Annotated in this window: 18 protein-coding genes; 17 read left to right on the forward strand and 1 reads right to left on the reverse strand. The window is 73.0% G+C overall.

Annotated elements, in window-relative coordinates; all coding sequences use genetic code 11:
- The first annotated feature begins 168 nt into the window (after positions 1 to 168).
- The 4 genes from ETU37_RS10060 to ETU37_RS10075 are packed head-to-tail and all read left to right on the forward strand — an operon-like array spanning position 169 to position 4,408.
- Positions 169 to 537, forward strand: coding sequence for a YraN family protein (locus ETU37_RS10060; RefSeq protein ID WP_129987137.1), 369 nt, complete (start codon positions 169 to 171; stop codon positions 535 to 537).
- Positions 537 to 2,243, forward strand: coding sequence for a YifB family Mg chelatase-like AAA ATPase (locus ETU37_RS10065; RefSeq protein ID WP_129987139.1), 1,707 nt, complete (start codon positions 537 to 539; stop codon positions 2,241 to 2,243). Before ETU37_RS10060 ends, ETU37_RS10065 begins: the two co-directional genes overlap by 1 nt.
- Positions 2,240 to 3,472, forward strand: a complete 1,233-nt coding sequence (gene dprA / locus ETU37_RS10070) for a DNA-processing protein DprA (protein ID WP_129987140.1) — start codon at positions 2,240 to 2,242, stop codon at positions 3,470 to 3,472. The genes ETU37_RS10065 and dprA overlap by 4 nt, the downstream gene beginning before the upstream one ends.
- 9 nt (positions 3,473 to 3,481) lie before the next feature.
- A complete protein-coding gene (locus tag ETU37_RS10075) occupies positions 3,482 to 4,408 on the forward strand; it encodes a tyrosine recombinase XerC (RefSeq protein WP_129987142.1) in 927 nt (308 codons plus the stop codon).
- Positions 4,409 to 4,417: 9 nt separating this feature from the next.
- Here the strand turns inward: ETU37_RS10075 and ETU37_RS10080 are convergent, their stop codons facing one another.
- Positions 4,418 to 5,083 carry a murein hydrolase activator EnvC family protein gene (locus tag ETU37_RS10080; protein ID WP_129987144.1) on the reverse strand — a complete coding sequence of 222 codons (666 nt, stop codon included), beginning with the start codon at positions 5,081 to 5,083 and terminating at the stop codon, positions 4,418 to 4,420.
- A gap of 427 nt (positions 5,084 to 5,510) precedes the next feature.
- Between ETU37_RS10080 and rpsB the strand changes: the two genes are divergently transcribed.
- From rpsB to ETU37_RS10145, 13 genes are all read left to right on the forward strand, one after another.
- The gene (gene rpsB, locus ETU37_RS10085) at positions 5,511 to 6,521 is read left to right on the forward strand and encodes a 30S ribosomal protein S2 (RefSeq protein ID WP_129987146.1); all 1,011 of its coding nucleotides are present in this window, start codon (positions 5,511 to 5,513) and stop codon (positions 6,519 to 6,521) included.
- Positions 6,522 to 6,652: 131 nt separating this feature from the next.
- Positions 6,653 to 7,465: a translation elongation factor Ts gene (gene tsf / locus ETU37_RS10090; protein ID WP_129987148.1), complete on the forward strand. Its 813-nt coding sequence runs from the start codon at positions 6,653 to 6,655 to the stop codon at positions 7,463 to 7,465.
- Positions 7,466 to 7,585: 120 nt separating this feature from the next.
- Complete coding sequence (gene pyrH, locus ETU37_RS10095) at positions 7,586 to 8,308, forward strand: UMP kinase (protein ID WP_129987334.1); 723 nt, start codon at positions 7,586 to 7,588, stop codon at positions 8,306 to 8,308.
- A 60-nt stretch (positions 8,309 to 8,368) separates the two neighbouring features.
- Positions 8,369 to 8,923 (forward strand): ribosome recycling factor, encoded by a 555-nt coding sequence (gene frr / locus ETU37_RS10100; RefSeq protein ID WP_240755670.1) that lies wholly within the window; start codon positions 8,369 to 8,371, stop codon positions 8,921 to 8,923.
- Between the two features lie 34 nt (positions 8,924 to 8,957).
- The gene (locus ETU37_RS10105) at positions 8,958 to 9,848 is read left to right on the forward strand and encodes a phosphatidate cytidylyltransferase (RefSeq protein WP_129987152.1); all 891 of its coding nucleotides are present in this window, start codon (positions 8,958 to 8,960) and stop codon (positions 9,846 to 9,848) included.
- An 11-nt stretch (positions 9,849 to 9,859) separates the two neighbouring features.
- Complete coding sequence (locus tag ETU37_RS10110; RefSeq protein ID WP_165372477.1) at positions 9,860 to 10,387, forward strand: histidine phosphatase family protein; 528 nt, start codon at positions 9,860 to 9,862, stop codon at positions 10,385 to 10,387.
- A gap of 79 nt (positions 10,388 to 10,466) precedes the next feature.
- Positions 10,467 to 11,483 (forward strand): LacI family DNA-binding transcriptional regulator, encoded by a 1,017-nt coding sequence (locus ETU37_RS10115; protein ID WP_240755657.1) that lies wholly within the window; start codon positions 10,467 to 10,469, stop codon positions 11,481 to 11,483.
- Positions 11,484 to 11,566: 83 nt separating this feature from the next.
- Entirely contained in the window at positions 11,567 to 12,853 is a 1,287-nt protein-coding gene (locus tag ETU37_RS10120; protein WP_129987156.1) for an extracellular solute-binding protein, read from the forward strand.
- Between the two features lie 10 nt (positions 12,854 to 12,863).
- Positions 12,864 to 13,820, forward strand: coding sequence for a carbohydrate ABC transporter permease (locus ETU37_RS10125; RefSeq protein WP_129987158.1), 957 nt, complete (start codon positions 12,864 to 12,866; stop codon positions 13,818 to 13,820).
- A gap of 1 nt (position 13,821) precedes the next feature.
- Positions 13,822 to 14,646 carry a carbohydrate ABC transporter permease gene (locus ETU37_RS10130; protein WP_129987160.1) on the forward strand — a complete coding sequence of 275 codons (825 nt, stop codon included), beginning with the start codon at positions 13,822 to 13,824 and terminating at the stop codon, positions 14,644 to 14,646.
- A 34-nt stretch (positions 14,647 to 14,680) separates the two neighbouring features.
- Positions 14,681 to 16,711 (forward strand): hypothetical protein, encoded by a 2,031-nt coding sequence (locus ETU37_RS10135; protein WP_129987162.1) that lies wholly within the window; start codon positions 14,681 to 14,683, stop codon positions 16,709 to 16,711.
- Between the two features lie 31 nt (positions 16,712 to 16,742).
- Positions 16,743 to 17,717: a glycoside hydrolase family 130 protein gene (locus ETU37_RS10140; RefSeq protein ID WP_129987164.1), complete on the forward strand. Its 975-nt coding sequence runs from the start codon at positions 16,743 to 16,745 to the stop codon at positions 17,715 to 17,717.
- Positions 17,714 to 18,964: an AGE family epimerase/isomerase gene (locus tag ETU37_RS10145; protein ID WP_129987166.1), complete on the forward strand. Its 1,251-nt coding sequence runs from the start codon at positions 17,714 to 17,716 to the stop codon at positions 18,962 to 18,964. Before ETU37_RS10140 ends, ETU37_RS10145 begins: the two co-directional genes overlap by 4 nt.
- The last annotated feature ends 1 nt before the right edge of the window (position 18,965 follow it).

The following is an 18,965-nucleotide window of genomic DNA, read 5'->3' on the forward strand; positions in this document are numbered from 1 at the left end:
CGTCATCTGTTGTGACGGAGTTGGTTCTCTGGGCCACTCGAAGCTCGAGTGACCGAGGGTTGAGCGACTAGCCGGGAATCGTCCACAACTGTCTCATCGTCGTTGCCCCTCCACAGGCCGTGCTTCGTGCGGTAATAGTGACTCGCGACGTGCGCGATCGTCACCCTCATGACAGCAACGGCACGACAGCGAGAGTCACTCGGGGCGCACGGCGAGACGGTCGCCGCGCGCCACCTGGTCGAGCAGGGGATGGTCGTGCTCGACCGAAACTGGCGCTGCGACGTCGGCGAGATCGACCTGGTCCTGCGCGACGGTCAGGTCCTCGTCGTCTGCGAGGTCAAGACCCGGCGCGACATGACCCACGGCTCGCCGCACGAGGCCGTCGACGCGACCAAGGCGGCGCGCCTGCAGCTGCTCGCCGCCCGCTGGATGGAGCAGCGCGGCGTCCGGCCGCCCGAGGTGCGCGTCGACCTCGTCGCCGTGCTGGCTCCCGCCGCGGGCGCGGCCCGCATCGACCACGTGCGGGGCGTGGCCTGATGGGGTTCGCCACCGCCCGGACGATCGCCCTCAGCGGTGCCACCGGACATCTCATCGACGTGCAGGTCGACGTCTCGCCCGGCCTCGTCGCGACCGCGCTGGTCGGCCGGCCCGACACCTCGATCTCCGAGGGCCGCGACCGGTGCCGCGCCGCCGTCACCAACTCGAAGTTCACCTGGCCGGTCACCCGCCGCGTGACGATCCTGCTCTCCCCGGCCGACCTGCCCAAGCGCGGGCCGCACTTCGACCTCGCGATCGCCCTGGCCGTGCTCGCCGCCGCGGGCCGGCCCGCCCTGCGCGACGACGAGAAGGACAACGCCCCGAAGCCGCCGACCCCGCGCATGCTCGAGGGCTACGTGTTCGTCGGCGAGCTGTCCCTCGACGGCCGCCTCCGCTGCGTGCCGGGCGTGCTGCCGATGGTGATGGCGGCGAAGGCCCAGGGCCTCACCCGGGTCGCCGTACCCGAGCCGCAGGTGGACGAGGCCGCCATGGTCCCCGGTGTCGAGGTCTTCGGCCTCCGCTCGCTCGCCCAGGCCGTCGCGCTGCTCCGCGGCGACGAGATCCCCGACGCCAAGCCGGTCGAGCCGATGGCTTCCGGGCCGCTGCTCTCCTGGCGCGGCGAGGAGCGGATCGCCGACCTCGACCTCGCCGAGGTGCTCGGCATGGCCGACGCACGGTTCGCCCTCGAGGTCGCCGCCGCCGGTGGGCACCACCTGATGCTGAGCGGGCCGAAGGGCGCCGGCAAGACCACGCTGGCCGAGCGCATCCCCGGGATCCTGCCCGACCTCTCGCTGGAGGAGTCGCTCGAGCTGACCGCGATCCACTCGCTCGCCGGCGTACTACCTCCCGGGAGCTCGATGATCAGCCGGCCGCCGTTCTTCGCCCCGCACCACTCCGCCTCACGCACCAGCCTGCTCGGCGGCGGCACCGGTCGGGTCCGGCCCGGCGAGCTCAGCCGCGCCCACACCGGCTGCCTCTTCCTCGACGAGTTCCCGCTCTTCCACACCGACATCATCGAGGCGCTCCGCCAGCCCCTCGAGAGCGGCGAGATCACCATCGCCCGGGGCGAGGAGACCGCCACGTACCCGGCCCACACGATGTTCGTCCTCGCCTGCAACCCCTGCCCCTGCGGCGAGTACGCACCCCACCACCGCGACAACCGCTGCACCTGCACCGAGGTCCGCCGCCGCGACTACCGCAAGAAGATCAGCGGGCCGATCGCCGACCGCATCGACATCACCCGCCACGTCGAACCCGTCCGCCCCCACGAGCTGCACGACCCCCTCGGCGCACCCGAGCCTTCCGAGGCGGTCCGCGCCCGCGTCGTCGCCGCCCGCGAACGCCAGGCGCTCCGTTACGCCGGCACCCCCTGGCGGCTCAACACCGACGTACCCGGCCCGGTGCTCACCGAACGGTTCCCGCTCGACCCCCGCGCCCAGCAGCGCCTCGACACCGAGCTGTACGCCGGCGTCCTCACCCGCCGCGGCGCCACCCGCGTGCACCGGCTCGCCTGGACGGTCGCCGACCTCGCCGGCGTCGGCCGCCCCGGGCCCGTCGAGGTCGACACCGCGCTCCGGCTCCGCACCGGCCGCCCGCTCGAGCTGCGCACGCTCGTCCGTCCCGCACCCGTCCCGGTCGATCCCGCGGAGACCGTCGAGCCGGGCGAGGCAGCTGAGGCCGTGGAAGCCGTCGAGGCGGCGTCGTGACCGGCCCGACCGACGACGAGCGGGTCGCGCGCGCCGCACTGAGCCGGCTCAGCGAGCCCGGCGACCTGCGCGTCCAGCGCGTCGTCCGCGAGCTCGGCGCCACCCGCGTGCACGACCACCTGCGCGACGAACGCGACCTCGACGGCGTCCTCACCGACATCGCGCAACGGCTGCGCGGCCATGACCCGGTCCGCGAGCTCGACGAGGCGGCGCGCGCCGGCATCCGCTTCGTCGTCCCCGGCGACGACGAGTGGCCGACCCAGCTCGACGACCTCGACCGCTGCGAACCGGTCGAACGCCAGGGCGGCGCGCCCCTCGGGCTCTGGGTGCGCGGCCCGCTGCGACTCGCCGAGGCCTGCGCCCGGTCCGCCGCCGTGGTCGGCTCGCGCTCCGCCACGACCTACGGCGGCGACATCGCCGGCAGCCTCGGCCACGACCTCGCCGCTGCCGGCTTCACGGTCGTGTCCGGTGCCGCGTTCGGTATCGACGGGGCCGCCCACCGCGGCGCCCTCGCCGGTGACGGGCCGACCGTCGCGGTGCTCGCCTGCGGCGTCGACCGCGCGTACCCCGCCGGTCACGCCGCCCTGCTCGGACACATCGCCGCCACCGGCCTGGTGGTCAGCGAGCTGCCGCCCGGCTGCGCTCCGACGCGGCTGAGGTTCCTGACTCGCAACCGGGTCATCGCCGCACTCACCGGCGGCACCGTCGTCGTCGAGGCGGCCCTGCGCAGCGGTGCCCTCAACACCGCCAACTGGGCCGGCCGTCTGGGCCGGGTGCTCATGGGCGTGCCCGGCCCGGTCACCAGCGCACCGAGCCAGGGCGTGCACGAGATGCTCCGCACCCGCGAGGCCCAGCTCGTCACCGAGGCGGCCCACGTCGTCGAGCTGCTCGGTGCGCTCGGCGACGACCTGGCCCCGGTCGCGCGCGGACCCGAGACCGCGCGCGACCGGCTACCAGCCACCCAGCGGCGCGTGCTCGAGGCGACGCCGGTCGTCCGAGGAGCGCCGGCGACCGCCATCGCCCGCACCGCCGGGCTCTCTGTCGGCGCCACCCGCCAGGCCCTCGAGGCGCTGCTCGCGACCGGCGCGGTCGAGAGGCGGGGCGACCAATGGCGGCTCGCGCGGGCGCACCGGGCGACGGGCGCGGGCCCGGACCGTGGCGAGGACCCGGACGAGGACCCGGGCGACGCCGCGGCGGCAATGCCGGGGGAGGCCGCCGTGCCTTCCTAGACTCGCGGCATGGACGAGGCCGAGCTGCCGGAGGCGATGGCGGCCGTGCTGGCCGACTACGAGCGCCACCTGGTCTCCGAGCGCGACCTGACCCCGCACACGGTGCGCGCGTACCTCGGCGACCTGTCCGCGATGCTCGAGCACGCCGCCCGGCTGGGGCACGTCGACGTGACCACGATCGACCTCCGGACGTTGCGCAGCTGGCTGGCCCAGCAGCAGACGCTCGGCAAGGCGCGCACGACGATGGCCCGGAGGGCGACGGCCGCAAGGGTGTTCAGCGCCTGGCTGCTGCGGACCGGCCGCACGGAGACCGATCCCGGCGCGCAGCTGGGTTCCCCGAAGGCGCGGCGCACCCTACCGCCGGCGCTGCGGGCGGACGAGGCCCGCGCGCTGCTCGAAGCGGCCGCGACCCGGGCCGACGACGGCAGTGCCGTGGGCCTGCGGGACGTGGCGGTGCTGGAGCTCCTGTACGCCACCGGCATCCGGGTCGGCGAGCTGTGCGGGCTCGACGTCGACGACCTCGACCACGAACGACGGGTGGTGCGGGTGCTCGGCAAGGGCCGCAAGGAGCGCACGGTCCCGTACGGCGGGCCGGCGGAGCGCGCCCTCGACACCTGGCTGCGCCGCGGCCGGCCGGAGCTGGCGGCGTCGGGATCGGGTCCGGCGCTCTTCCTGGGCGCCCGGGGCGGCAGGCTCGACCAGCGCGCGGTGCGGTCGATGGTGCACGCGCGGCTGGCCGACGTGCCCGGCGCGCCGGACCTGGGTCCGCACGGCCTCCGGCACACGGCCGCCACGCACCTGCTCGAGGGCGGAGCCGACCTGCGCTCGGTGCAGGAGCTGCTCGGGCACGCCTCGCTCGCGACGACGCAGATCTACACGCACGTGACGACCGACCGGTTGCGGCAGGCGTTCCGGCAGGCGCACCCGCGCGCCTGACCGTGGCGGTCACGGGGCCGGCCCACCGCGCCACAGCGCGGCCGTGCCGGCCGGCCCGGCGCCCGAGGGCGGGGCGGCCGACGGAGCCGGTGACGCGCCTGTCGCGACAGCCCAGGCCGGCAGGGACGTCCCGTGCCGGAGCGTCGCGGCGCCGTGCGCGTCGGCGCCGAGCGGCAGCAGGCGGACCGGTCCGGCGCCGACGAGCGTGAGCGGGTCGAGGTAGGCCTCGCCGGCCCGGAGGCCCCAGTGCAGGCACGCGGCCGGGAAGCAATGCGACCCGCCGAGCTGCAGGGTGCCGATCCGGTCGCCGGCGCGGACGGCGTCGCCGACGGAGACGGAGGGGTCGACGGGCTCGTAGGTGGTGCGGGTGGCGCCGTGGTCGACCACCACGACCCCGCGGCCGGCCAGCGACCCGGCGAACGTGATCCGGCCCGGGAGCGCCGCACGGACGGGCTGCCCGACCGTGCCGCGGAGGTCGACGCCGCGGTGGCCGGCGCCCCAGCGGGTGTCGGGCGGGTCGAAGCGCTCGCCGACCTCAGGGACGGGGGAGAGCGGCCAGACGGCGGCGCCGGTCGGGACGGGTGCCAGGTCGTCGGCCGCCGCCGGCACGCCCGGGGCGAGCAGGAGGATCAGGGCCGGCACGAGGACGGCCAGGGCGCGGGTTCGTGGGTGCATGGAGGCAGCGTCGCGGGCAGTGGGGACGCAGGGAGGTGGGGACGGCGGAGCCTGGGGACAGGGGCCGGGACGGGGCGGCTGTGGAGTGAACCGGGCGGGAACCGGGGCCGGATCCGCCGATTGGCGGCCACCTGCCGCCGCGGGATAGACTCGCCGGAGCAACCCGTGCATGCGGGTTGACTTCGCGCGCTCGTTCCGCTCCGGGTCGCCGTCCAGCCTGACAGGCCGGGCGACGGGCCACCGCGGGCGACCGTCACTCAGTCCCTCACCGGAGCGATCCGGCGCGGGTCCTGACGGCGCCGGGCGCCAGGGCAGGGGACACCCGTCACCTGCGACAACTGAGAGCCGACCCGGCGGGTCGGCAGCGGGCTCGCGCCGGCTGCCGGACGCCCCCCGGGTCATGAACACGGAAGAGGGACCGACAGCCATGGCCGTCGTCACCATGCGCCAGCTCCTCGAGAGCGGCGTCCACTTCGGGCACCAGACCCGCCGCTGGAACCCGAAGATGAAGCGCTTCATCATGACCGAGCGCAACGGCATCTACATCATCGACCTGCAGCAGTCGCTGGCCTACATCGACCGCAGCTACGCCTTCATCAAGGACACGGTCGCCAAGGGCGGCACGATCATGTTCGTGGGCACCAAGAAGCAGGCCCAGGAGGCGATCGCCGAGCAGGCGACCCGCGTCGGCATGCCCTTCGTCAACCAGCGCTGGCTGGGCGGCATGCTCACCAACTTCCAGACCGTGCACCAGCGGATCAACCGCCTCAAGGAGCTCGACGAGATCGACTTCGACAACGTGGCCGGCTCCGGCCGCACGAAGAAGGAGCTCCTCCAGATGAAGCGCGAGCGCGACAAGCTGGAGAAGACGCTCGGCGGTATCCGTGAGATGACCCGTACGCCGTCCGCGGTGTGGGTCGTCGACACGAAGAAGGAGCACCTCGCCGTCGAGGAGGCCCGCAAGCTCCGGATCCCGATCATCGGCATCCTCGACACCAACTGCGACCCCGACGAGGTCGACTTCCCGATCCCGGGCAACGACGACGCCATCCGCGCCGTCGGGCTGCTGACCCGCGTGGTCGCCGACGCCGTCGCCGACGGCCTGATCGCCCGTTCGGGCGCCAAGGCCGGCGAGGGTGAGAGCGCCCCGGGCGCCGAGGAGCCGCTGGCCGAGTGGGAGCGCGAGCTCCTGCAGGGCGACGCCGACCAGGCCGCCACCGCCGCGACCGGCGGCGACACCGCGGCCGAGGTCCCGGTCGCTCCGGCCGCCGAGGCGACCGGTGCCGCGTCCGAGGCCCCCGCCGCCGACGCCGCCGCGGAGACCGCGACCGAGGCTCCGGCCGAGACCGCGACCGAGGCCACTGCCGAGGCCACTGCCGAGGCTCCGGCCGAGGTTGCTGCCGAGGCGCCCGCCGACGCCGAGGGCGACAAGGCCTGACCCGCCACGCGCGGGTGCCGCCGGGACTCCCGGTCGGCACCCGCGCCCGGGCGTCGACGCGCCCGCCCCGCTGCCCCGCAGCGACCGCAGTCATCGCAGCACCACTACGAAGCACGAGGGAGTGCACAGACATGGCAATCACCGCTGCCGACGTCAAGAAGCTCCGCGACCAGACCGGCGCGGGCATGATGGACGCCAAGAAGGCGCTCACGGAGGCCGACGGCGACTTCGACAAGGCCGTCGAGATCCTGCGCGTCAAGGGCCAGGACAAGATGAAGAAGCGTGGCGAGGAGCGCACCGCGTCCGCGGGCCTCGTGGCCAACGCCGGTGGCGCGCTGGTGGAGCTCAACTCCGAGACCGACTTCGTCGCGAAGAACGACGAGTTCATCGCCGCCGCCCAGCAGATCGCCGAGGCTGCCAACGAGGCCAAGGCCGGCGACGCCGAGGCGCTCAAGGCCGTCAAGCTCGGTGACAGCACCGTCGGCGAGGTAGTCGACGGTCTCGCCGTGAAGATCGGCGAGAAGATCGAGCTCGGCCGCGTCGCCTACTTCGACGGCCCGGTCGTCACCTACATGCACCGCCGCGCGGCCGACCTGCCGCCGGCCGTCGGCGTGCTCGTCGAGTACGACGGCGCCAGCGAGGACGCCGCCCGCGGCGCCGCCATGCAGGTCGCCGCCATGCGCCCGACGTACGTCTCCCGCGACGAGGTCCCGGCGGACATCGTCGAGAAGGAGCGCGAGATCGCCGAGGCCACCGCGCGCGAGGAGGGCAAGCCCGAGGGCGCGCTCCCCAAGATCGTCGAGGGTCGCCTCAACGGCTTCTTCAAGGAGGTCGCCCTCCTCGACCAGCCGTCGGTGCAGGAGAGCAAGAAGTCGGTGAAGGCCGTCCTCGACGAGGCCGGTGTCACCATCAAGCGCTTCGCCCGGTTCGAGGTCGGCGCCTGACCAGATAGGGTTCAGGTCGACCCACGAACGTCGACGAACTCGCAGGGAGGCCGGTTCCGTGGAGCACATCAACGCGCTCGGGACCGGCCTTCTTCTGTGCCCGCACCTCAATCGAAGGGACTGCCCGTGACGGCTTACCGACGCGTCCTGCTCAAGCTCTCCGGCGAGGTGTTCGGCGGTGGTCGGGTGGGAGTCGACCCCGACGTCGTCAACGGCATCGCCCGTGAGATCGCCGGGGTCGTCCGCTCCGGGGTGCAGGTGGCGGTCGTGGTCGGGGGCGGCAACTTCTTCCGCGGCGCGGAGCTGCAGCAGCGCGGCATGGACCGCTCGCGCGCGGACTACATGGGCATGCTCGGCACGGTCATGAACTGCCTCGCCCTCCAGGACTTCCTCGAGAAGCAGGGCGTCGAGACCCGGGTCCAGAGCGCGATCGCGATGGGCCAGGTCGCGGAGCCGTACATCCCCCGCCGCGCGATGCGCCACCTCGACAAGGGTCGCGTGGTCATCTTCGGCGCCGGCGCCGGCATGCCGTACTTCTCCACCGACACCGTCGCCGCCCAGCGCGCGCTCGAGATCGGCGCCCAGGTCATCCTGATGGGCAAGCAGGGCGTGGACGGCGTGTACGACGCCGACCCGGCGAGCAACCCCGACGCGGTGAAGTTTGACCAGCTCACGTACGACGAGTTCCTCACCCGAGGCCTCAAGGTCGCCGACGCCACGTCGGTCAGCCTGTGCCGCGACAACGACATCGACATGATCGTGTTCAACCTGTCGGTCGAGGGCAACATCGCCCGCGTCGTGTCGGGTGAGAAGATCGGTACGACGGTGTCCCGGGACGTCTGAGTCCCGCACCGCCCCGCAGCGGGCGGCCGTCGCACGACCAACGACCAAGGAGCAGCCGTGATCAACGAGACCCTCAAAGAGGCCGACGCCAAGATGGACAAGGCCGTGGCCGTGACCCAAGAGGACTTCGCGGCGATCCGCACCGGTCGCGCCAACCCGTCGATGTTCCACAAGCTCACCGCCGACTACTACGGCACCCCGACGCCGCTGCAGCAGCTCGCGTCGTTCACCGCGCCCGAGCCGCGCGTGATCATCGTGGCCCCCTACGACATGGGCGCCCTCTCCGCGATCGAGAAGTCCATCCGCGACTCCGACCTCGGCGTGAACCCCACCGACGACGGCAAGACGATCCGGGTGGTGTTTCCCGAGCTCACCGAGGAGCGTCGCAAGGAGTACATCAAGCTCGCCAAGACCAAGGCCGAGGACGGCCGCATCTCGGTGCGCAACATCCGCCGTCACGCCAAGCAGGCGCTCGAGCGCCTCGAGAAGGACGGCGAGATCGGCAAGGACGACGTGACCGGCGCCGAGAAGCGCCTCGAGGGGCTCACCAAGAAGCACGTCGACTCGATCGACGAGATGCTCAAGCACAAGGAAGCCGAGCTGCTCGAGGTCTGACCGGCAGGTAGACCCGAGCGCACGAGCGACGGCGATGAGCACGCCCGACGACACCCCCGTGGCCGGGGCGGACAGCCCTGCCGCGGCGTCGGCGACCCCTCCCGCGGCGGAGAAGAAGCCCAGCCGCGCCGGCCGCGACCTGCCGGCGGCTGTCGGGTCCGCGATCGTGCTGCTGGTCGCGATCGGTGCGTCGCTGTTCTTCTGGAAGCCCGGCTTCATGCTCATCGTGGTCGCCGCGGTTGCGGTCGCGATCTGGGAGCTGGGCCAGGCGTTCAGCGCCCGCGAGATCACCCTCGTGCGCGAACCACTGATGGTCGGCGGCATCGTCATGGTGCTCGCGGCGTACGTCTGGGGCGCCCCCGCCATGGGTACGGCGACCGCCGTCACCGTGCTCACGGCGATGCTGTGGCGGCTGCGCGGCGGCGTGCCCGGCTACGTCCGGGACATCACGGCCACCGCCTTCACGGCGTTCTACGTCCCGTTCCTCGGCGGCTTCGTCGCGCTGATGCTGGCCGAGCCGCGCGGCGACCTCGCCATCGTCACGTTCATCCTGGTCACCATCGCCTCCGACATCGGCGGTTACGCGGCCGGCGTGCTGTTCGGCAAGCACCCGATGGCCCCGGTCATCTCGCCCAAGAAGTCCTGGGAGGGCTTCGCCGGCTCGACGCTCTTCACAGTCGTCGCCGGCTGGCTGCTCGTCGACCACCTCCTCGACGGAGCCTGGTGGGTCGGGGTGCTGCTCGGCCTGGTCGCCGTCGTCGCGGCCACCCTGGGCGACCTGTGCGAGTCGGTGATCAAGCGCGACCTCGGGATCAAGGACATGAGCCAGATCATCCCGGGCCACGGCGGCCTGATGGACCGGCTCGACTCCATCCTGGCGACGGCCGCACCGACCTACCTGCTGCTGCACTACCTCGTCTTCTGACGGGCCGGGTCGTGGCGCGCCTGTACCTCGTGCGGCACGCCCGTCCGCGCGTGGACCCGGCGCTGCCGGCCGACCGCTGGGAGCTCGACCCGGCGGGCCTGCCCGACCTTGCCGCCCTGGCCGTGTCCGAGCGGCTCCCGCGGCGGGCCCGCTGGTACTCCTCGCCGGAGCCCAAGGCCCTGGCCACCGCACGCCGGCTGACGACGACTCCGGTCCGGGTGGCTCCCGACCTCGTCGAGCACCGCCGGGAGGCGCGCTGGTTCGACGACCGCGGTGACTTCCACGACGCCGTGCGGCGAGCGTTCGCGCGGCCGGGGGAGCGGTCGATGCCGGAGTGGGAGCCGCTCGCCGACCTCGAGGCGCGGCTGGTCCCGGCGGTGCGGGAGATCCTGGCGCGGCACCCCGTCGACGACGTGGTCCTGGTCGGCCACGGCACCGCCTGGACGGTGCTGCGCGCGGCGCTCACGGGGGAGCCTGCGGACCTCGACGCGTGGGCGGCGCTACGGATGCCCGACGTCTGGGAGGTCCCGCGCGGCTGAGCCGCCGCCGCGGCCCGCCGCGGCCCCGGTCTGGACCGATCCCTTGACGCGCTCCCTCTAAACCGGTTTAGTGCTGCAGGTGAGCCGACCCACCATCAGCGACGTCGCCCGGGCCGCGGGCGTGTCGAAGGGTGCGGTCTCGTTCGCGCTGAACAACCGGCCCGGCGTCGCCGCGGACACCCGCGAGCGGATCCTCGCCGCCGCGCGCGAGCTGGGCTGGACGCCGAGCTCGCGGGCCCGGGCGCTGTCCGTGTCGCGGGCGTTCGCTGTCGGCCTGGTGCTGGCCCGCAAGCCCGAGACGCTGCGGGCGGACCCGTTCTTCCCGTCGTTCATCGCCGGGGTGGAGCAGGAGCTCGCCGCGCACGACTACGCCCTGCTCCTGCAGGTCGTCGCCGACCAGCAGCGGGAGCACGACAGCTACCGGCGGCTGGCGCACGGCGGCCGGGTCGACGGCGTCTTCGTCACCGACCTGCTCGTCGACGACCCCCGGATCGCCCTTCTCGCCGAGATCGGCGTGCCGGCGGTCGTGGTCGGGCCGGCGCTGGGCGGCGGCTTCTTCCCGGCGGTCGGCGTCGACGACAAGCCCGGCGTCGCGGCGGCCGTCCAGCACCTGATCGACCTCGGCCACACCCGGATCGCGCACGTGGCCGGCCCGGCGGCGTACGTGCACGGCACCTCCCGCAAGCAGGCCTGGGCGGAGACGCTCGCCGCCGCGGGGCTGCCGGAGGGCCCGTGCGTCGAGACCGACTTCTCCGCCGAGTCCGGCGCCGCCGCGACCCGCACCCTGCTCGACCTGGCGGAGCCGCCGACGGCTGTCGTCTACGCCAACGACGTGATGGCCATGGCCGGCCTCGCCGTCGCGCACGCGCGCGGCGTCGACGTGCCGGGCGAGCTGTCGGTCGTCGGCTACGAGGACACCGAGCTCGCCGCCCACGTCCAGCCACCGCTCACCAGCGTCGCCACCGACGTCGTCGCCTGGGGAGGGGCCGCAGCCCGGCGCCTGCTCGAGCTCGTCGACGGCCGGGAGGCCACCGAGCCCGACCTCGAGTCCCCGCGGCTCGTGGTCCGCGCGTCCACCGGAGCTCCGGCGCGCTGACAACAACGAACCCAGGGAACTACCACGCAAGGCCCGCACCACCAGCACCGATCTCAGACCAGTCCAAGAACGGAGCACCTCACATGTTGACCAGGAAGATCTGCACCTCCCTGGTCGCCCTCTCTCTCGGGATGACCGCCGCCGCCTGCGGCAGTGACTCGGGAGACTCCGGGGCGACCGAGTCCACCGGACCCATCAAGATCTGGCTGTCGAACAACCCCGAGGAGGTCGCCTGGGGCAAGGCCATGGTCAAGAAGTGGAACGCCGACCATCCCGACGAGGAGGTCACCGCCCAGGAGATCCCCGCCGGCAAGACCTCCGAGGAGGTCATCGCCGCCGCGATCACCGCCGGCAACGCCCCGTGCCTGGTCTTCAACACCTCGCCCGCGGCCGTGCCGCAGTTCCAGAAGCAGGGCGGGCTCGTCGCGCTCGACGACTTCGAGGGCGGCACCGACTACATCGAGTCCCGCAGCGGTGACGTCGCGGAGCAGTACAAGTCCGAGGACGGGAAGTTCTACCAGATCCCCTGGAAGTCCAACCCGGTGATGATCTTCTACAACAAGGACCTGATGAAGAAGGCGGGCGTCGACCCCGAGAACCCGCCGCTCGCGACGTACGACGAGTTCCTCGACACCTCCCGCAAGGTCGTCGACAGCGGCGCTGCCCAGGCCGCGATCTGGCCCGCGCCGACGAGCGAGTTCTTCCAGTCCTGGTTCGACTTCTACCCGCTGTACGCCGCCGAGACCGGAGGCAGCCAGCTCGTCGAGGACGGCCAGGCGACGTTCGACTCCGAGCAGGGCAAGGCCGTCGCCGACTTCTGGGCGACCATGTACGACGAGGGCCTCGCGCAGAAGGAGGCCTACAACGGCGACTCCTTCGCCGACGAGAAGGCGGCGATGGCGATCGTCGGCCCGTGGGCGATCTCGGTCTACGGCGACTCGGTCGACTGGGGCGCCGCGCCGGTGCCGACCTCGTCGGGCACCAGCGCCGAGGAGACCTACACGTTCTCCGACGCCAAGAACATCGGCCTCTACTCCGCGTGCGAGAACCGCGGCACGGCGTGGGAGGTACTGAAGTTCGCGACCAGCGAGGAGCAGGACGGCCAGCTGCTGGAGATGACCGGCCAGATGCCGCTGCGCGCCGACCTGGCGGAGGCCTACCCCGACTACTTCAAGGAGAAGCCGGAGTACGCCACGTTCGCCGACCAGGCCTCGCGCACCGTCGAGGTGCCGAACGTGCCGAACTCCATCGAGATCTGGCAGACGTTCCGCGACCAGTACTCCTCGGCCGTGATCTTCGGTGAGTCCTCCGTCGACGACGCGCTGTCCGGCGCCGCCGAGAAGGCCACCGAGCTCGCCGGCCAGTCCTGACGGAGCGGTCGTGACCACCGTCCCGGTCGCCGAGCCACGCGGCTCCGCGACCCTCACCCCGGACGAACCGCCCCCGGCGCCGCGCCGGCGGCTGGCGACCCTCCTCGGTCGCCAGCCGCTGGGCCTGGCGTTCGCGGCGCCGTACGCCGCGTTCCTCGCGGTCGTGTTCGCCTACCCGCTCGGGCTCGCGGTGTGGATCAGCTTCCACGACTACTTCTTCGCCGCACCCGGCGCCGAGGTGGAGCGCCCGTTCGTCGGTCTCGACAACTACAAGACCGTCCTCGGCGACCCCGACGTCCAGCAGGCGTTCGGCAACGTCGTGGAGTTCCTGCTCATCAACGTGCCGCTGACCGTCGTGCTGGCGCTCGTGCTCGCCTCCGCGCTCAACGCGGCGGTGCGGGGCAGGAGCTTCCTGCGGGTCGCCTACTACGTGCCGTACGTGACCGCGAGCGTCGCGCTGGTCGCGGTCTGGCTGTTCCTGTTCAGCCAGGGCGGCTTCGTCAACCAGCTGCTCGGCGGGCTCGCGCCCGACCCCTCGTGGCTGGTGAACAAGGGGCTGGCGATGCCGCTCATCGCGGTCTTCGTGACCTGGAAGCAGCTCGGGTTCTCGGTGCTGCTCTACCTCGCGGCGCTGCAGAACGTGCCCAGGGAGCTCTACGAGTCCGCGTCCTCCGACGGCGCGAGCCGGATCCGGCAGTTCTGGCACGTGACCGTGCCAGGGGTGCGCCCGGCGACCACGCTCGTGGTCATCCTCGCGACGATCACCGGCGCCAACCTGTTCACCGAGCCCTACCTGCTCACCAACGGCGGTGGCCCCAACGGGGCGTCGGCCTCACCTGTGCTCGTGATGTACCAGAAGGGCATCGAGCAGGGCAGCCCCGACCTCGCCGCCGCGATCGGCGTGGTGCTGGTGATCGGCGTGCTGATGATCTCCCTGGTCAACAAGAAGATCCTGGAGAGGGACTGACATGACCCGCAGCTGGCCCAGGACCGTCCTGCTCTACGCGGGCGCGCTCCTCTTCGTCTTCCCCTTCTACTACATGCTGCGCGGGTCGCTGCAGCCCGAGCCGGACACGTCGCTCAAGGGCGTGCTGCCCACCGGCGGCTACACCCTCGACAACTACGCCGCGATCAACGACCGCGTGCACCTGCTGCAGTCGCTGGCCAACTCCGGCATCTTCACGACCGGCGTGCTGCTGTTCACGCTGGTGTTCGGGCTGCTGGCCGGCTACGCGCTGGCCCGGCTGCACTTCCGCGGCCAGGGCATGCTGTTCGCGGTGATGCTGCTCGTGCAGATCATCCCGTTCCAGCTTCTCGTGATCCCGCTGTACGTGATGGTCGTGCGCGGCTACGGCCTGGCCGACTCCTACCTCGGGATGATCCTGCCGTTCGCGATCAACTCGACCGCGGTGTTCATGTTCCGGCAGTTCTTCCTGCAGCTGCCGGAGGACCTGTTCGCCGCGGCCCGGCTCGACGGGGCGAGCGAGCTGCGGATCCTCTGGTCGGTCGCGCTGCCCCTGGTGCGCCCGGCCGTGCTGACCGCGGCGCTGATCACCTTCATCGGCCCGTGGAACGAGTTCCTCTGGCCGTTCCTGGTGACCAAGGAGGCCGACATGCAGCCCCTCGCGGTGTCGCTGGCCAACTACATCAGCAACATCGCCGGCCGGGCGGACAACCCGTACGGCGCGATCCTGGCCGGCGCGGTGGTGCTCGCCGCCCCCGCCGTCGTGCTGTTCGTCGCCTTCCAGAGGCACTTCACCAGCTCCGACCTCGGATCCGGCGTCAAGGGCTGACCCGCGCCTCCGTCACCACTCTCGGGAGAACACCATGCACGCACCACCCCGCCATCTCCGGCGGCTCGGCGCGGCCGCGGCCGCGGCGGCCGTCGTCGGCCTCTCCGGCACGCTCGTGCCCGTGGGCGCCGGCGCGGCCACCGTCGCCGACCAGCAGCAGGCCGCGGCCCCGCTCACGAACCTCGACCACCTCGACTGGCTGTCGGTCGAGGTCACCCCGCCCGCGCAGGAGGGTCACACCACCTACCGGCTGGCCGAGGAGCCGTCGGTCGGCACGCTGTGGACCTACGCCGAGCCGAACGCCGACGGGACCTACAAGCACGTCGGCGGCGGCCGGTACGACGCCGCGACCGACACCTGGGGCCAGGGCGCCTTCAACGCCGACGACATGACCCGCGCCGCCGTCGTGTACCTCCGGCACTGGCAGCAGACCGGCGACGCGACGAGCCGCGACGCGGCGTACCAGATGCTCCGCGGCGTCACCTACCTCCAGACCGCCACCGGCCCGAACGCCGGCAACGTTTTGCTCTGGATGCAGCCCGACGGCACGCTCAACCCGAGCGCCGAGCCGGTCGAGCTGCCCGACCCGTCCGACAGCGACGCGTCCTACTGGCTCGCCCGCACCATCTGGGCGCTCGGCGAGGGCTACGCCGCCTTCGCGGACGAGGACCCGGCGTTCGCCGCGTTCCTGCGCGACCGGCTCGAGCTGGCGGTCGACGCCGTCGACCGCCAGGTCCTCGACCGGTACGGCGAGCACCTCGACATCGACGGCGCGCAGGCGCCGGCGTGGCTGGTCGCCGACGGCGGCGACGCCAGCGCCGAGGCCGTCCTCGGCCTCGCCGCCTACCAGCAGGCGGGTGGGTCGGCCCGGGCCGGCACCGTCATGGACCGGCTGGCCGAGGGCATCGCCGACCTCGCGGGCGGCAGCGCGACCGCCTGGCCGTTCGGCGCCGTGCGCCCCTGGGCGCTGTCCCGGTCGCTCTGGCACGGCTGGGGCGCGCAGATGCCGGCCGCGCTCGCCCGGGCCGGCGTCGCGGGACCGGCCGTGCGTGACTCGTTCACCTTCGACCCGTGGCTGCTGACCTCTGGCGGCCACGACAACGGTCGGCTTCCCGGCCGGATCGACCGCTCCCAGATCGCCTACGGCGCCGACTCGCGGCTGCAGTCCCTGCTCGCCACGGCTGCCGCCCGCCCGGGCACCCGCGACGCCGCGACCGACCTCGCCGGCGTGGTCGGCAGCTGGTACTTCGGGGCCAACCCCGCCGGCGTGCGGATGTACGACCCCGCCACCGGGCGTACGTTCGACGGCATCAACAACGACGGCACCGTCAACCACAACTCGGGCGCCGAGTCGACCATCCACGGCCTGCTCTCGATGCTCGCGCTCGACGACCACCCCGCCGTGGCCCAGCAGGTGCGTGCCGGCACGCTCGCCGAGCGGGTCGGCAGCACCGCGGTCGAGGCCGAGACCGGCCGCCTGGCCGGCGGCGCGTCGGCCGTCGCGCCCGACTCGCTGTGGACCGGCGAGTCGCAGTACGGCGGCACCGGCTACGTCGACGTCCCCGCGGGCGGCTCCGTCCGGGTCGACCTGCCTCGGCACGACGGCGGACTCGTCCTCCCTGTCGTCAACCAGCGACCCGGCTCCGGCCGGCTGGTCGTCACCGCCGGAGACCGCACGCTCGGCTCCGTCGAGGCCGGCGACGTGGGGGAGCGGGGCGACTCGCCCGCCCCGGCCCTGCTGCTCCCGCTTGACGGCCTCGACGCACTGCCGCGCGACGCCGGGTCCGTCACGCTGACCGCGCGCGGCGGCCACGTCGCGCTCGACGCCGTCATCGTCGAGCCCGCCGTGTCCCGGCTCGTGCTCGACCAGGACGCGCACGGCACCGCGCTGCTGCGCACGTCGTCCGACCGGACGGCCCGCACGACGGTGAGCGTGCCCGGCGACGGACGTGCCACCGTCACGACGTACGACGGCGCCGGTCGCCGACTCGCCGGCACGACCACCACCGCCCGCACCGTCGCGGTCGCCGTCCCCGCGGGCGGCTTCGCGACCGTGCGCCGCTGACCTGAACACCGAGACGAGAACGAGGAAGCACATGTCCGCCCACCAGCACGCCCACGCCGAGTTCCCGCTGGGGCCGTTCCGCCCCTACGAGCAGAACCCGATCATGTCCCCGCAGGGGGACGGCTGGGAGTCCGGCAGCGTCTACAACCCGGCCGCGATCGTCAAGGACGGCCAGGTCGTCCTGCTCTACCGGGCGCACGCCGACGACATCGTGTCGCACGTCGGCTACGCCACCAGTGACGACGGCATCCACTTCGAGCGACGCCCGGAGCCGGTGCTGTCGCCGAGCGAGGACTACGACCGGTTCGGCTGCGAGGACCCGCGGGTCACCGAGGTCGACGGCACCTACTACCTGACCTACACCGGCTGGGACCGCACCAGTGCGCTGCTCTGCCTGGCCACCTCCACCGACCTGGTCACGTGGGAGAAGCACGGGCCGATGTTCCCGGACTTCAACACCTTCCTGCCGCAGGGCAACGGGCAGGACGCCCCGTGGAGCAAGGCCGGGGGCATCCTGCCGGTGCCGATCGACGGCCGCTACCTGATGTACTTCGGCGAGGGTTCGATCTGGTACGCCTGGTCCGACGACCTCATCCACTGGAAGCCCTGCTCCAACGACGAGCCGCTGATGGTGCCCACCGGACCCGGCACGTTCGGGGAGTTCCTCGTCGAGGTCGGGCCGCAGCCGATCGTCACGAACAACGGGCTGATCCTGCTGCTGCACAACGCCGCGGTGAAGAACGACGACGGCACGGTCCGCTACACCTGCGGCCAGCTGCTGTTCGACCCCGCCGACCCCACCCGGATCCTGGCGCAGATGAACCGGCCCTGGCTCGAGCCCACCACCCACGAGGACACCCACGGCCTGGTGTCCAACGTGACCTTCGTCGAGGGCCTCGTGCACTTCAAGGACACGTGGTTCGCCTACTACGGCCAGTCCGACTCGACGCTCGGCGTCGCGACGTACCGCGTCGGCGACCGCTACTCCGACCTGGCCGGCCGATGAGCACGCCCACCACCGGCGCCGAGACCTGGTTCGGGCCGGGCCCGCACCACCGCTGGCTGGAGGCCGAGGGCGACCGGCTGCTCGACTTCGCGCGCTACTCCCGGCACCCGGCCGGCGGGTTCGCGTGGCTCGACGGGGCCGGGCGACCCGACCTCGACCGTCCCGTCGAGCTGTGGATCTCGTGCCGGATGACCCACGTGTTCGCGCTGGGCCACATGCTCGGCCGGCCGGGCTGCGCGCCCCTGGTCGACCACGGTCTGGCCGCGCTGGCCGGACGGTTCCACGACCACGACCACGGCGGCTGGTACGCCACGGTCGACGTGCAGGGCATCCCGGCCACCCGGGCCAAGACGGCGTACGAGCACGCGTTCGTCGTGCTGGCCACCGCCTCGGCCACCTGCGCCGGCCGGCCCGGTGCGCGCGGCCTGCTCGAGGAGGCCCTCCAGGTGCACCTGGGCCGGTTCTGGGACGACGAGCACGGCATGGTCGTCGAGGAGTGGGACGAGCCGTTCCAGAAGGTCGACGACTACCGCGGCGTCAACGCCAACATGCACACCGTCGAGGCGCTGCTCGCGGCGGCGGGGGCGACCGGCGAACGGAGCCTGCTGGACAAGGCGCTGCGCGTCGTCGAGCGGGTCGTGCACACGCTCGGGCCCGCCCACCACTGGCGGCTGCCGGAGCACTTCGACCCGTCCTGGACGCCGATCCTCGACTACAACATCGCGGAGCCGGCCCACCCGTTCCGGCCGTACGGCGCCACGATCGGCCACTGGCTCGAGTGGGCCCGGCTCGCGCTCCACCTGCGGGCCGAGCTCGGCGCGGACGCGCCGGCGTGGCTGCTCGACGACGCCAAGGCGCTGTTCGACGCCTCGGTGGCCGAGGGCTGGGCCGTCGACGGCCGCGACGGCTTCGTCTACACCGTCGACTGGGAGGGCCACCCGGTCGTGCACGAGCGGATGCACTGGGTGGTGGCGGAGGCCACGGCGACCGCCGCCGCGCTGCACGAGGCCACCGGCGACCGGTCGTACGCGCAGTGGTACGCCACCTGGTGGGACCACGCCGCGACCTACTTCATCGACCGGGGCCACGGCTCGTGGCGCCACGAGCTGGACCGCGACAACCGGCTGAGCGGCGTGACGTGGAACGGCAAGCCGGACGTGTACCACGCGTTCCAGGCCACGCTCATCCCTCGGCTGCCGCTCGCGCCGTACCTCCCCGGCGCGCTGCGGGACGGGCTCCTGGACTGAC

The sequence above is a fragment of the Nocardioides iriomotensis genome (genome assembly GCF_004168035.1).
Lineage (GTDB): Bacteria > Actinomycetota > Actinomycetes > Propionibacteriales > Nocardioidaceae > Nocardioides_B > Nocardioides_B iriomotensis.

Bases quoted from the DNA above. Each gene is read 5' to 3' on its own strand.
- ETU37_RS10060 (WP_129987137.1), top strand. From the start codon at position 169: ATGACAGCAACGGCACGACAGCGAGAGTCACTCGGGGCGCACGGCGAG.
- ETU37_RS10065 (WP_129987139.1), top strand. From the start codon at position 537: ATGGGGTTCGCCACCGCCCGGACGATCGCCCTCAGCGGTGCCACCGGA.
- ETU37_RS10075 (WP_129987142.1), top strand. From the start codon at position 3,482: ATGGACGAGGCCGAGCTGCCGGAGGCGATGGCGGCCGTGCTGGCCGAC.
- ETU37_RS10080 (WP_129987144.1), bottom strand. From the start codon at position 5,083: ATGCACCCACGAACCCGCGCCCTGGCCGTCCTCGTGCCGGCCCTGATC.
- rpsB (WP_129987146.1), top strand. From the start codon at position 5,511: ATGGCCGTCGTCACCATGCGCCAGCTCCTCGAGAGCGGCGTCCACTTC.
- tsf (WP_129987148.1), top strand. From the start codon at position 6,653: ATGGCAATCACCGCTGCCGACGTCAAGAAGCTCCGCGACCAGACCGGC.
- ETU37_RS10105 (WP_129987152.1), top strand. From the start codon at position 8,958: ATGAGCACGCCCGACGACACCCCCGTGGCCGGGGCGGACAGCCCTGCC.
- ETU37_RS10120 (WP_129987156.1), top strand. From the start codon at position 11,567: ATGTTGACCAGGAAGATCTGCACCTCCCTGGTCGCCCTCTCTCTCGGG.
- ETU37_RS10130 (WP_129987160.1), top strand. From the start codon at position 13,822: ATGACCCGCAGCTGGCCCAGGACCGTCCTGCTCTACGCGGGCGCGCTC.
- ETU37_RS10135 (WP_129987162.1), top strand. From the start codon at position 14,681: ATGCACGCACCACCCCGCCATCTCCGGCGGCTCGGCGCGGCCGCGGCC.
- ETU37_RS10140 (WP_129987164.1), top strand. From the start codon at position 16,743: ATGTCCGCCCACCAGCACGCCCACGCCGAGTTCCCGCTGGGGCCGTTC.
- ETU37_RS10145 (WP_129987166.1), top strand. From the start codon at position 17,714: ATGAGCACGCCCACCACCGGCGCCGAGACCTGGTTCGGGCCGGGCCCG.